Raw genomic sequence first — 13289 nt, forward strand, 5'->3', positions numbered from 1 at the left:
CTAATTGATATTAAATTATGCTGATTGATTTTCTTCTTCGATAACTATATCACCTTTAGGCAAACCTTCTTCGAGACGGCTTGGCCTCAACACATAATAGGCACCCAGCAAAGCCACTAAAAGCGATATGATATAAAATGATCCCGGCAGGAAAACCGCCAGGGTATTATCCATCGGGAAAACTTTGGTCAACTGGGTAAAAACGGTTTCACGAATACCTGCTCCGCCCACGCTGATAGGTATAATCGTAGCTAACGCCGATATTAAAAACGATAATAAATAGGGTGAAAATTTACTATGAAAATCTTGCCCCAATAATATAAATACGATCGCCAAAACCTGTAAACCTTGTACCACAACGGCTTTTGCATGCCCGGCGAAAAAGTAATGCGTGTACTCTCTAAAAAACTTATAGGCTACAAAATAATATATGGCCGATGCGACTGCGAAAATCCCTAACGGGATACCGATATGAATATCGATCTGAGGTATTAAAAATATCAACACAACGGTTATTAAACCGATGGCCCATAACCCGCTCAGTCTATCAAACATTATGGCCCAAAAAACCTTTTTACCTGGCAACTTATAATTTTTATTCAGCATCCATATTTTATAGCCATCGCCACCTATGCCGCCCGGTAACAGGAAGTTATAGAACAGTCCCACCATATATAAACGGAAATTAAAACGCGGATCAAGCTTTAAATTGATGGATTTAAAGAAACTCATTAACCGCCATGACGAAACAATTATCGACAGAAAAAAACATATCAGCGCGGCTAACATCCACCAGTAATTAGCGTGTAATAACCTGTATTTTACATCTTTAAACGGCACGTGCCTGAAAACAAAGTATAGCAGAACAGATGTTACTGCAAATTTTAAAAGTGTTTTGGCGATATTCCAAAAAGTGCCTTTCCAGTTTTTCGGGTGGATTTCTTCCTCTACCTCGTCTATGATACTTTTGTCTACTTCTGTCATTGGGCGCAAAGGTAGTAATTTAGAGATTAGTGGTTGAAGATTAAAGATTAGTGATTGGTTAATTAATGTTAATTACTATGCTACAATTATATTGTTACAAGAAATATTGGTCATACGTGACATAACCAACACCAACTAATCTTTAATCTTTAATCAACTAATCTTAAAAAAACCTATTTTTGCACACAAATTTTTAGGGGAATGAGTAAAGTACAGGTAGGTATAGTGCAGATGACTTGCATTGCCAACAAGCATGAAAATTTACAGAAAGCCATTGCTAAAGTAAAAGAAGCGGCTGCAAAAGGAGCGCAGATAGTTTGCCTGCAAGAGCTGTTTACATCGCTTTATTTTTGTGATGTGGAGGACCATGATAATTTTTTACTGGCCGAAGCTATTCCGGGTCCCTCAACTGATGAGTTATCAAAAGTTGCTGCTAATTTGGGCGTTGTTATTATAGCATCGCTGTTTGAAAAACGCGCGCAGGGTCTTTACCATAATACCACCGCTGTTATTGATGCGGATGGTGCCTACTTAGGTAAGTACCGCAAAATGCATATCCCTGATGACCCGGGTTTTTATGAGAAATTTTACTTCACTCCCGGCGATTTAGGTTACAAAGTTTTTAAAACCAAATTTGCTACCATAGGCGTGTTGATCTGCTGGGACCAATGGTACCCCGAAGCTGCACGTATAACCGCTTTAATGGGTGCCGAAATACTGTTTTACCCTACTGCAATTGGCTGGGCCACTACACAAGATGAAGCTACGAATGTAGAGCAGTATAACGCATGGCAAATCATCCAACGTTCGCACGCGGTTGCTAATGGTGTACACGTAGTTAGTGTAAACCGTGTTGGCGAAGAAGCAGGCGTTAAGTTTTGGGGTGGATCATTTTTTGCAAATCCGTTTGGTACCATCATACATCAAACATCACACAGTAATGAAGAAGTTATCGTACAGGAACTGGATTTGAATAAAACCGATTACTACCGTACACATTGGCCGTTTTTGCGCGATAGGAGGATTGATTCATATCAGCCAATTACAAAGAGACTTTTAGACGAAGATTAAATAGTAAAGCGTCATTGCGAGCGTAGCGTGGCAATCTCTGCAACAGACAGTTATAGTGCACATTGATTGGCAAGTGCAGAGATTGCCACGCTACGCTCGCAATGACGCTTATAAAGATATTTTACCATGAATCACCCAAAACAACAAGGTTTTACATTCCCTGCCGAATGGGCTAAACATAGGGCCACTTGGCTAAGTTGGCCGCACAAGGAAGAATCATGGCCGGGTAAATTGATGACCATTTACCCAAAATACTGTGAGTTTATTAAAGTATTGACCGAGGGTGAGTTGGTGCGCATTAATGTTAAAGATGAGCAGATGGCCGCTTTTGCCAAACAGCAATTGCAATTAGTGGGTGCCGATCTGAGTAAGATTGAGTTTTTTGAATTTGCTACTAACGATGCCTGGTGCCGCGATCATGGCCCTGCGTTTTTGATCAATCCGGATACTAAACAAAAAGCCATTGTAGACTGGGGTTACAACGCCTGGGGTGGTAAATATCCGCCATTTGATCTGGATGATGTTATCCCTACCAAAATTGGCAACCATTATGGCTTACCGGTTTTTCATCCGGGTATTGTGATGGAGGGTGGCTCGGTTGATTTTAACGGTGCGGGTACTATTTTAACCACTACCGCCTGTCTGCTTAACCCAAACCGTAACCCGCATTTAAACCAGCAGCAGATAGAAGAGTACCTGTATAACTATTACGGTGCAGAGCAAATTTTATGGCTGGGCGATGGTATTGTAGGCGATGATACCGATGGCCATATTGATGATATTACCCGTTTTGTAAACGAGAGTACGGTAGTTACCGTTGTTGAAGAAAACAAACACGATGACAACTATCACTTACTGCAAGAAAACCTATCCGCGTTAAAAACCATGCGCCTGCTAAACGGCAAACAATTGGATATTATTGAACTACCAATGCCCGACCCGGTTATATATGATGACCAGCGCCTGCCGGCATCATACGCTAACTTTTACATCGGCAACGCCGCTGTGGTAGTGCCTACTTACCGTTGTGCTAATGACGATAGAGCCCTTGAGATTTTACAAGGTTGTTTCCCTGACAGGAAAGTTGTCGGTATTGATTCTACCGATATTATCTGGGGATTGGGCAGCTTTCATTGTTTAAGCCAACAAGAGCCGGAGGTGTAGGGTTGTTTCAATCGGTTAATAATTTTAGCTTTATACAAACTAACAACCATGAAAAGATCGACAATTATTTTTGCTTTGCTAATAAGCACCATAACTATAACCTTTGCGCAACAACCCAATTTACCAATGCGGTTAACCACATCGGCATTTGCTGATGGCGCTCTAATCCCTTTAAAATATACACAAGCATCACCAACCGGCACGGCAGTATCGCCCGAATTTACCTGGAACACCGTACCGACCGGCACCCAAAGTTTTGTATTATGGATGCATGATGTTGACCTGGCTATAAATAAAAAAATGGATGATAACCTACACTGGCTGGTATGGAACATTCCCGGCACTACAACCTCTTTACCAGAAAATGTACCTGCCGGCGCACAACTTGCCGATGGTAGTTACCAGGTAAGCAACGCTGTTGTGGGTTATCGTGGTCCTGGCGCCGCGGCATCCGGTCCGTTGCATCATTATGTATTTGAGTTGTTTGCTTTAGATATCAAACTGGATGAAAAAGGCATGGCTACACCGCTTGATACCAAGACCAATATCTTTAAATTAATGCAGGGCCATATTATCGGCAAAGCGGCATATATTGGATTGTTTCATCGGCCTCAATAGTTAAGTAACTTTTCACCGAAAAAATCCCCGCGTTTACCGAGTTCTTTCAGGATAATCGCCAATTTTAGTTTTGGCTAGCTATATTAGTGCCTTACTTTTGAGTAAGATTTAAATTAGACATCATGAATAACGATATAAATAATATAGAACATCAAAACGGACCCAATCGCGGGAAAGTTTTAGCAGGCATAGCTTTGCTTCTAATAGGCGCAGCCTTATTGTTAAATCAATTTGACGGTTTCCCCTTCCTGCACTGGGTAATTAGCTGGCCAATGTGGTTGATTGTTTGGGGGCTTTATATGGGTGGTAAAAGTAACTTCCGCAACACGGGCTGGTTAGTAATGGTACTTATAGGCGGTTACTTTTTGGTCGATAAAATTATACCCAGCTTTGATGCGGGCGCGTTTTTCTGGCCGGTAGCATTAATAACAGCCGGAATATTTTTTATACTAAGGCGCAATAACCACAAACAAGATTATTGGGATAAAAAAGACTGGAAACGTAAATGGGAAGCCAGCAAATACGGCTTTGGCAATCCAAACCCTAATCCAAACGAACCTATAGTTGATTATACGGTTGGTGCCACACCTAACGAGCCTAATACCCCGCCAAGCACTGGTACCGGTTTTACCGGCGATGAGCATCTGGAGACGATATCTATATTCGGTGGTGTAAAAAAGGTTATCTTTTCTAAGAATTTTCAGGGTGGCGAGATCGTAAACATATGCGGCGGTTCTGAACTTGACTTTACGCAGGCTGATATTAGCGGCCGTGTTTATATTGATGTAACCCAGGTGTTTGGCGGCACTAAAATTATTGTACCCGCACACTGGATGATCGTATCAGACATGGCATCCATATTTGCCGGTTTTGATGATAAAAGGATAAGGACAAGCGCCCCTTTAGATAGCAACAAAGTATTGGTACTAAAAGGTGTATCGATTTTTGCTGGCATAGATATACGCAGCTATTAATTATCAACCATTACATAACTAACGCATTTTGGCGGTATCACAATCATTAACATTTTCAAAAATACGTTGGGCAATGTTGGCCTGCGGGCTTGCGTGGGCAGGTTTGCAGGCTTACATTATCCATGGTTTTGGATTTTTGTGGTACACTGCCACTACAGATAGTGGCATTAGCTCCATACTGCTTGCCGCCGCCTGCTGGTTAATTAATAATAACCTGCGCTACTATCAGCCCGGTAAAGGCAGTTATATTAATATATTGATATGGTGCAGCGCATTAGCTGCAGCCTGTACAGCGGGTTGCCGTTATATATTGCCTTTTTTAAATGAGGGCGTGGTATATGCCAACTTTATGATGCAATCGCTCGTCATCAGGTTTTTTACTGATTTTTTGGCGATAGGCTGGATGGCCATGATCAGTATGATCTGGTACTCGCAGATAGACCAGAAAGAAAATGAGAAACGCAAAGCTGAAGCCGAGCAATTGGCCCGGGATGCCGAATTATATAACCTTCGTCAGCAATTACAACCCCACTTTTTATTTAACAGCTTAAATTCCATCAACGCCCTTATCGGTTTTAAGCCCGATGAAGCGCGTAAAATGATACACCAGCTATCAGACTTTTTGCGTGGTACCCTTAAAAAAGACGATCAGTTACAGGTAACCTTAAACGAAGAACTACAACATCTAAACTTATACCTCGAAATAGAGAAAGTACGCTTCGGCCATCGCCTTAAAACGGAAATAAGCTGCGATGAGCGCTGCGGCGAAAGTGTTATGCCTGCTATGTTATTACAGCCATTGGTTGAGAATGCCATAAAGTTTGGTTTATATGATACTACGGATGATGTAGTAGTAAGCATCCGCGCCGAATTAGAAGGTAATTACCTGGAACTTATAGTTCAAAATCCATACGACCCTAAGACCTCGCGCCCACGCCAGGGAACCGGTTTTGGTTTAAGTGGTGTACAACGCAGATTATATTTACTTTTTGCACGTAATGATTTAATGGAAACTCACGCAAATGATAATATATTTACAACCATAATTAAAATACCGCAGTAAATGATACGTGCATTATTAATTGACGATGAGCCACTGGCTCGCATGGTTGTAAGAGAGTACCTGCAAGGTTTCCCCCAGATAGAAGTGCTACAGGAATGTGGCGATGGTTTTGAGGGCCTTAAAGCCATACAGCAACACCAGCCAGACCTTATATTTTTGGACGTGCAAATGCCCAAAATAAACGGCTTCGAGATGCTTGAACTGGTTGATGAGCAACCGGCTGTAATATTCACCACCGCTTTTGATGAGTACGCTATCAAAGCCTTTGAGGCGCACGCTACCGATTACCTGTTAAAACCATTCAGCAAAGATCGTTTTAATAAAGCTATAGAGAAATTTCTGGCACAAGCACCACATACCGTTGCGCCAAAGCAAGAGCAGGAGCAGTTGTTGCAAACCGCCTCCCACTCGCCTGCCCAGCATGAGCGTATTGTGGTAAAAACCGGCACCAAGGTAAAGATAATCCCCGTTGCTGATGTACAATATCTGCAAGCTGATGATGATTACGTAAGCGTATTTACGCAGGAAGGCTCATACCTTAAAAATAAGACCATGAGCTTTTTTGAGCAAACGCTTGATGCCCGCCAGTTTGTACGCGTACACCGCAGCTACATAGTAAGCGTGCAGGAAATAACCCGTATTGACCCTTACGAAAAAGACAGCCACCTGGCCATTCTAAAGTCAGGCGCTAAGATACCGGTTAGTAAAACCGGCTATGTTAAGCTGAAACAGGTTTTGGGGATATAGGCTCTATTCGCCGCATTGTTACGGCGAATAACCAAGATAATCGCCACAAAACTTATTTTTCAATCTAATATTTGCATATCTCACCGATCAATCGTAATATTGCGATATAATGGGATTAACCAAAACTGAAATATTCACCGCAGAGCAAAACCGGCTGGCCATAATGCTTAAAGCAATGGCACATCCGGCACGCATTGCTATTTTGCAGTATATCATAAATGCTAACGCTTGTATATGTGGCGACCTGGTTGATGAGTTGGGCTTGGCGCAAGCCACTATATCGCAACACTTAAAAGAGTTGAAAAATGCAGGGTTGATACAAGGAACTATTGAAGGTGTAAGCGTTTGCTATTGCATTGAGCCCGATGCCTGGAAATTGTTAAGTACCGAGTTAGGTACTTTCTTCGGCGCGTATACCGATAGTAAAAACTGCTGTTAAAAAAATTTGTCTCAATCCATCGTAATATTACAATTAAATAATAAGAATATGGAAACTATAAACTGGCAAACATTTAAAGAAATCTTAATAGCCAACCCAACCTTACAACTACAATTTCAATATGCCGAAGATAAATGGGTTGATGCCACCTATCACATAACAGAAATTAAACAAGCGCCCATAACATCGGTTGATTGCGGCGGGGTAATGAACGCCTGGACAGAGATCATCATACAACTTTATGAGCCCCAAAATCAACAGCAATTACGCGCTATGGAAGTTAACAAAGCATTGGATATAATTAATGTAGTTGAAAGGGCCCTGCCGCTAAACCCGCTGGGAATAGTTAAAATAGAGTTTGGTAATTCGGCTTTTGATACCCGCCAGCTATTGCCTAACGCATTTACCATTGATGGCGATAACCTTATTGTTGATCTGAAGCCCGATGCCGTACAATGCAAAGCCATTGGCCGTGGCGGTAGTTGTGGTACCCCGGCTGCTAAACCCGTAATCCAATTAAAAAACTTAGCTACTGCTACCGCTTGTTGTGAGCCGGGTGGTGGTTGCTGCTAATTATAAACCCTTATTATAATGAAAAACATATTAGTACTATGCACCGGTAACAGTTGCCGCAGTCAGCTAGCCGAAGGCTATTTAAGACATTTCGCCGGCAATAAAGCCGCTATTTACAGCGCCGGGATAGAAACCCACGGCGTTAACTCTAAAGCCATACAAGTTATGGCCGAGGATGGTATTGACATTAGCCATCATACATCAAATAATGTGGATGAGTACGTGAGTATTCCGTTTGATTATGTAATTACCGTATGCGATAATGCCAAGGAAAATTGCCCCTACTTCCCTACCCAGGCGCAGCGTTTCCATTTTAATTTCCCTGATCCGGCTAAAGCAACCGGCACGCCTGATGAGGTCATGAACGAGTTTAGGCGTGTGCGCGATATGATAAAAGAGTATGCCCATAGTTTCATTAGCCAAAACCTACCTCAATAATGGCTATCGACCACTGCGCCCCGGTTGCCGAACGTAAAAAGCTAGGCTTTTTAGATCGTTACCTTACCCTTTGGATATTTATAGCAATGGCCGTTGGTGTGGTTATAGGGAATTTTGTGCCGTCATCGGCAGCATTTATAAATTCGTACTCAAGCGGCACTACCAATATACCATTAGCTATTGGTTTGATACTGATGATGTACCCACCGCTAGCAAAAGTAAAGTACGAGAACATGGGCAAAGTATTTAAAGATACTAAAGTACTAACCGCGTCATTAATATTAAACTGGGTAATAGGCCCCATACTAATGTTTGTGCTGGCCATAACACTGCTACACAACCATCCCGCCTATATGGTAGGGCTTATACTGATAGGCCTTGCACGGTGCATAGCTATGGTAGTAGTATGGAACGAGCTGGCTGATGGCAATCGCGAGTATGCTGCAGGGTTGATTGCCTTAAACAGCATATTCCAGGTGTTGCTGTATAGTGTTTATGCCTATGTATTTATTACCGTGCTGCCACCGATATTTGGGTTAAAGGGGCAGGCAGTTAACATTACCATAGGCGCTATTGCCAAAAGCGTGGGTATTTATCTGGGCCTGCCTTTTGCAGCGGGTATTATAAGTCGTTATGCGCTTATCAGATTTAAAGGCGAGGAATGGTTCCAAACAAAATATGGACCCTTTATATCGCCTATAACATTAATAGCCCTGTTGTTTACCATAGTAGTGATGTTTAGCCTTAAAGGTAGTTTAATAGTACATATACCGTTTGATGTATTGCTGATAGCTTTGCCATTAATAATATACTTCGCCGTAATGTTTTTGTTAAGTTTTTTCATCGGCAAGTATTTTGGTGCCGATTATTCGCGCAGCACATCCATAGCATTTACTGCCACGGGCAACAATTTCGAGTTGGCCATAGCAGTAGCTATAGGCGTATTCGGTATTAATAGCGGCGAAGCCTTTGCAGGTGTGATAGGGCCACTGGTTGAGGTACCCGCGCTTATCGCCTTGGTTAATGTAGCGTTTTGGTTTAGGCGGAGGTTAAAGTGGTAAAGTGACTAATAGTTAGACTTACGAAGTTTAATTCGGTATTGTTATTTTTTTAAAGGCCTCATTGAGGGCTTCGCCGTTTTAAAACTTCGTAAGTCTATAAACAGTTTATGCGTAATGTTTCATTTCCTCCAACTCATCGGCACTTGGGCCGTAGCTGCCGGGGATAGGTATATTTAGCAATCGCAGGTATACCCCTAGCTGCGCACGATGATGTATAGTTTGCGCCAACGTCATGCGGATGGTTTCGTATTTAGTCATGGCAGACAGAACGTAGTCGCCACTGCGTAAGATCCATGGTTTTTCTAATTCGGTTTCGCTCATTGCTTCCAGATTTGCGCGTCCATCTGCCAGTTGATTTTCAAATACCTCTAATACATCGGCCGTATTGCTAAAAAAGGTTGGCTCGTATGGGTTGGCGGCAAAATCAAGCCCATCAGTAGTAACAGCCATAGTTAACCAGCCGGGCAGCTCGGCAATATGATTGGTAAGTTTCATTACGCTCATGCTTTTTGGATGTGGTTGCCAGTTGTACTTATCGTTTGGAACGATGCTTAATAGGTTACGGGTAGTTTGAGCTTCCTGCTCAATTTCTTTTAATAATAATTTGATGATTGACATAGCTTTTATGGTTTTAGTGTTTGTTGATACAAAGAAACTATGAGCCAGTGACAGCCCTATGTCAGTAGGAACTTTTTAATATTATCGTAACAGTAAATTATCCAAATATTAATTATTACATAGATAGTTATACACATCACCCCAGTTTTCCACGGCTTGTTAAGCTATTGAATTAAACATAATGCCCAGTTAACATATTCTTAACATTACACCTACACCTTTGTGGCATAAAAATTCACTCATGAAAAAGATTTACGTAATCCTATTATCCTTTCTAATACTGGGCGTTGCAGGAATTGCAAACGCGCAGATCACAACCTCGGTTTTAACCGGTAAGGTTAGCGACCAAAAAGGCATGTCAATGCCCGGTGTTTCTATCTCCGTATTAAACACCAGCACCGGCACTAAATACGCGGCGCAAACCAATGCCGATGGCCATTACAACATTCAAAACATTAACCCGGGTGGCCCTTATATAATAAGCGCTACTTATGTAGGTTATAAAAAAGATGAGCGCAGCGATATTACCTTACAACTAGGTAATGCGACTTTTAACTTTTTATTAGTTGAAAGTTCAACCTCGTTAAGCGAAGTTAAGGTAAAAGCAAATTCAGGCCCGGCAAAAACAGGTGCAAGCACCCGTATAAACGCCAACCAGATACGCACACAACCTAGTTTAAACCGAAGCTTGCAGGATTTAACCCGCAATACGCCGCAAAGCAATAACAACTCATTCCAGGGTACCAATTACCGTTATAATAACGTAACGCTTGATGGTGCCATTAATAATGACGCTATTGGTTTTAGCCCATCATTAGGCGGGCAAAGTAACGCGTCTGGCCAGGTAGGTAGCAGTACACGTACAAGCCCGGTATCGTTAGACGCTATACAGGATATACAAGTTTATGTTGCCCCTTATGATATTAAAATTGGTAACGTATTAGGTGGTAGTATTAATGCCGTAACCCGTAGTGGTACTAATGATGTTACCGGTTCTGTATACGGTTATGGCCGTGGCGCTTTCATGGTAGGTCCAAACAACGCAGCACCGGCTTCTGGCGGCGATGGCTCAAAACTGCCATCAGCTTTTCATGATCTGAATACCGGTTTCCGTGTAGGTTTCCCAATCATCAAAAACAAATTATTCTTTTTTACCAGCGAGGAGTTTGCCCGCCGTGTTGACCCGGTTATTGCAGGTGCAGGTACTGCAGGTTCACAAAGCATACTTACTTTGGCTGATGCACAGGCTATCTCTGCAAAATTTGCCGCAGCCGGTTTTGATGCAGGTACTTATGATAATACTACCATTTTCTCCAACTCAAATAAATACTTTAATCGTTTAGACTGGAACATTAATGATAATAACCAGTTAACTATCCGTAATAACACTATTTCATCAACCGCTACTAACTTAGAACGCGATCAGCAAAACTTCCGTTTTGGTAGTATTGATTATACATCGCACAATAACTCAAGCTCAACAGTTGCCGAGTTAAAATCTAAGCTTTCAAACAACGTAAGCAATAGCTTATTATTTGGCTACTCAAACGTGCATGATTATCGCGATCCTAACTCAAACCCTGCTTTACCGCAATTTGAGATCACCGGCCGCACACCAGGTACAACCATATTTGTTGGTACAGACCGTGAGGCTGCTATTTTTGATATGCACCAAAAAACTACTGAGTTTACCGATAACTTAACCTGGACCAAAAACAAAAACACATTTACTTTTGGTACACACAACGAGTTTTATGATATCACGTACAACTTTGTTAACGCATGGAACGGCCGCGACGCTTACAGCAGTGTAGCTAATTTCTTAGCCGATGCTCCGTCACGTGTACGTACTAACTATAACTACACTAATAATACAAGAGATTATATATTAGCTAATCCATCAGCAAAATTTAAAGTTAACTTGTTAAGCCTTTATGGCCAGGACGAAATACAGATAACTGATAATTTTAAATTAACTGCAGGTATCCGTCTTGATTATGCAGGCATGCCAAACAAACAACCATTAAGCACAAAAACTACAGGTGCACCGGTTGATCCAAATTATGGCAATACCTTTACCTATACCAAGCCAAAGGATATTACTAATAAGTTTTTAGATAATGTTGAGATCAATCCACGCGTATCATTTAACTATGATGTTAATGGTGATCAAAGTTTGATTTTACGTGGCGGTAGCGGGTTCTTTACCGGTCGTATCCCGTTTGCATGGTTAGGTTACGCATTCTACAACAACGGTGTAACTTATGGTGCTTATGATAACAAAGCACCTACCGCGGGCGCTCCTATATTACAGGCCCCTGCAATTGGCGGTGCCGGTTACGTAAAAGACCGTGGTGTTGTTAACGTAAACGACCCCGCCAGCCAAACACAAGCAGATTTAATTGACAACAACTTTAAAATGCCACAAGTATGGAGAAACAGTTTAGCTGTTGATTATACTACACAAGATCAATGGAAATTTACTTTAGAAGGTATTTATACTAAAGTAATCCATGACCTTAAATTCCAACAGGTAAATACTACTGATAATGTAACTTACTATCCGTACGATACCCAGCATCAACAGCCGATATTTATCAATACTAAGCCTAACGCGTTATATACTAATGCTTATGAGTTATCAAACACTAATCAGGGTTACCGTTATAGCTTAACTGCACAAGTTGGTAAAGTATTTCCGTTTGGTTTGAGCGCTAACGTAGCTTATACTTATGGCCATTCAAAAGATGTTACCAACGGCATACGTAACTCAATGGAATCTAACTGGCAGTTAAACCAGGCTTTAAATCCTAATGATCCGGGCTTGGCTAACTCTAACTTTGATATCCGCAGTCGTATAGTATCAAACATTAACTTCCGTCATAACTGGGATGCTGCAGGTGATTATACTGCTAACTTTACTTTCTTCTTTAGCGCGCAATCTGGTAATCCATATACTTACGGTTTTTATCCAAACGCTATTGATGGAACAGGCCAACAAGTAAGTTTAGCCTATATCCCTAAAGTAGGCGAAACTGCAAATTTCTTTACTGATGTTGCAGGTGGCGCTACTGCAGTGCAACAAGCTGCTGCTTTTGATCAGTTTATTGATAAAGACAAATACCTAAGCACTCGCCGTGGTCAATTTACACAACGTAACGCTGCGTTTACCCCATGGAATAATGATCTGGATTTCCGTTTCACTCAGGACTTTAAATTTGGTAACGGTAAACACAAACAAATGTTAACCTTTACTTATGACATTGTTAACCTTACTAACTTGTTAAACAAAAAATGGGGACAATACTACTTCTCTCCAAATACGTTTAACTCAACATCAAGTATTGGTTTAACGCCTATTAAAGCTGGTACACCGTCATTCGCTAATGCTGGAACAACTTATCCAAAGTACACTTTCCAGGATCCTGGAGTACCTTACTCTGTTGATTTGTTCACTTCAAGATGGCAAATGCAATTTGGAGTTCGTTACAGTTTCTAATTCCAGAATAATACATATACAGAAAAGGCCCCCGATAATC

The 13289-nt window shown here is 41.5% G+C and carries 13 protein-coding genes; 11 read left to right on the plus strand and 2 right to left on the minus strand.

Features of this window, described 5'->3' with window-relative positions:
- Window positions 1-15 precede the first annotated feature (15 nt).
- Entirely contained in the window at window positions 16-984 is a 969-nt protein-coding gene (locus tag JWQ34_RS08610) for a lysylphosphatidylglycerol synthase transmembrane domain-containing protein (RefSeq protein ID WP_299356485.1), read from the minus strand.
- Window positions 985-1185: 201 nt separating this feature from the next.
- On the opposite strand from JWQ34_RS08610, the gene JWQ34_RS08615 reads away from it, so the two are divergent.
- From JWQ34_RS08615 to arsB, 10 genes are all read left to right on the plus strand, one after another.
- On the plus strand, window positions 1186-2055 hold the full coding sequence (locus JWQ34_RS08615; protein ID WP_299356487.1) for a carbon-nitrogen hydrolase: 870 nt from the start codon (window positions 1186-1188) through the stop codon (window positions 2053-2055).
- 126 nt (window positions 2056-2181) lie between these two features.
- Window positions 2182-3219: an agmatine deiminase family protein gene (locus JWQ34_RS08620; RefSeq protein ID WP_299356489.1), complete on the plus strand. Its 1038-nt coding sequence runs from the start codon at window positions 2182-2184 to the stop codon at window positions 3217-3219.
- Window positions 3220-3267: 48 nt separating this feature from the next.
- Entirely contained in the window at window positions 3268-3837 is a 570-nt protein-coding gene (locus tag JWQ34_RS08625) for a YbhB/YbcL family Raf kinase inhibitor-like protein (protein ID WP_299356491.1), read from the plus strand.
- 122 nt (window positions 3838-3959) lie between these two features.
- Window positions 3960-4811 (plus strand): DUF5668 domain-containing protein, encoded by an 852-nt coding sequence (locus tag JWQ34_RS08630; RefSeq protein WP_299356493.1) that lies wholly within the window; start codon window positions 3960-3962, stop codon window positions 4809-4811.
- 28 nt (window positions 4812-4839) lie between these two features.
- Window positions 4840-5874, plus strand: a complete 1035-nt coding sequence (locus JWQ34_RS08635) for a sensor histidine kinase (RefSeq protein ID WP_299356495.1) — start codon at window positions 4840-4842, stop codon at window positions 5872-5874.
- Window positions 5875-6621 (plus strand): LytTR family transcriptional regulator DNA-binding domain-containing protein, encoded by a 747-nt coding sequence (locus JWQ34_RS08640; protein WP_299356497.1) that lies wholly within the window; start codon window positions 5875-5877, stop codon window positions 6619-6621.
- Between the two features lie 109 nt (window positions 6622-6730).
- Window positions 6731-7060 (plus strand): metalloregulator ArsR/SmtB family transcription factor, encoded by a 330-nt coding sequence (locus JWQ34_RS08645; protein ID WP_299356499.1) that lies wholly within the window; start codon window positions 6731-6733, stop codon window positions 7058-7060.
- A gap of 48 nt (window positions 7061-7108) precedes the next feature.
- A complete protein-coding gene (locus tag JWQ34_RS08650) occupies window positions 7109-7633 on the plus strand; it encodes a DUF6428 family protein (protein ID WP_299356502.1) in 525 nt (174 codons plus the stop codon).
- An 18-nt stretch (window positions 7634-7651) separates the two neighbouring features.
- Window positions 7652-8071, plus strand: coding sequence for an arsenate reductase ArsC (locus JWQ34_RS08655; protein WP_299356504.1), 420 nt, complete (start codon window positions 7652-7654; stop codon window positions 8069-8071).
- Window positions 8071-9132, plus strand: coding sequence for an ACR3 family arsenite efflux transporter (gene arsB / locus JWQ34_RS08660; protein WP_299356506.1), 1062 nt, complete (start codon window positions 8071-8073; stop codon window positions 9130-9132). Before JWQ34_RS08655 ends, arsB begins: the two co-directional genes overlap by 1 nt.
- A 105-nt stretch (window positions 9133-9237) precedes the next feature.
- Here arsB and JWQ34_RS08665 read toward each other — a convergent pair whose 3' ends face one another.
- The gene (locus JWQ34_RS08665; protein ID WP_299356508.1) at window positions 9238-9750 is read right to left on the minus strand and encodes a DinB family protein; all 513 of its coding nucleotides are present in this window, start codon (window positions 9748-9750) and stop codon (window positions 9238-9240) included.
- Window positions 9751-9991: 241 nt separating this feature from the next.
- On the opposite strand from JWQ34_RS08665, the gene JWQ34_RS08670 reads away from it, so the two are divergent.
- On the plus strand, window positions 9992-13249 hold the full coding sequence (locus tag JWQ34_RS08670) for a TonB-dependent receptor (RefSeq protein ID WP_299356510.1): 3258 nt from the start codon (window positions 9992-9994) through the stop codon (window positions 13247-13249).
- Window positions 13250-13289 lie beyond the last annotated feature (40 nt).

The organism is Mucilaginibacter sp. (genome assembly GCF_028288185.1).
Lineage (GTDB): Bacteria > Bacteroidota > Bacteroidia > Sphingobacteriales > Sphingobacteriaceae > Mucilaginibacter.

Coding starts and splice junctions, on each gene's coding strand:
- JWQ34_RS08610 (WP_299356485.1), bottom strand. CDS start 984: ATGACAGAAGTAGACAAAAGTATCATAGACGAGGTAGAGGAAGAAATC.
- JWQ34_RS08615 (WP_299356487.1), top strand. CDS start 1,186: ATGAGTAAAGTACAGGTAGGTATAGTGCAGATGACTTGCATTGCCAAC.
- JWQ34_RS08620 (WP_299356489.1), top strand. CDS start 2,182: ATGAATCACCCAAAACAACAAGGTTTTACATTCCCTGCCGAATGGGCT.
- JWQ34_RS08625 (WP_299356491.1), top strand. CDS start 3,268: ATGAAAAGATCGACAATTATTTTTGCTTTGCTAATAAGCACCATAACT.
- JWQ34_RS08630 (WP_299356493.1), top strand. CDS start 3,960: ATGAATAACGATATAAATAATATAGAACATCAAAACGGACCCAATCGC.
- JWQ34_RS08640 (WP_299356497.1), top strand. CDS start 5,875: ATGATACGTGCATTATTAATTGACGATGAGCCACTGGCTCGCATGGTT.
- JWQ34_RS08645 (WP_299356499.1), top strand. CDS start 6,731: ATGGGATTAACCAAAACTGAAATATTCACCGCAGAGCAAAACCGGCTG.
- JWQ34_RS08650 (WP_299356502.1), top strand. CDS start 7,109: ATGGAAACTATAAACTGGCAAACATTTAAAGAAATCTTAATAGCCAAC.
- JWQ34_RS08655 (WP_299356504.1), top strand. CDS start 7,652: ATGAAAAACATATTAGTACTATGCACCGGTAACAGTTGCCGCAGTCAG.
- arsB (WP_299356506.1), top strand. CDS start 8,071: ATGGCTATCGACCACTGCGCCCCGGTTGCCGAACGTAAAAAGCTAGGC.
- JWQ34_RS08665 (WP_299356508.1), bottom strand. CDS start 9,750: ATGTCAATCATCAAATTATTATTAAAAGAAATTGAGCAGGAAGCTCAA.
- JWQ34_RS08670 (WP_299356510.1), top strand. CDS start 9,992: ATGAAAAAGATTTACGTAATCCTATTATCCTTTCTAATACTGGGCGTT.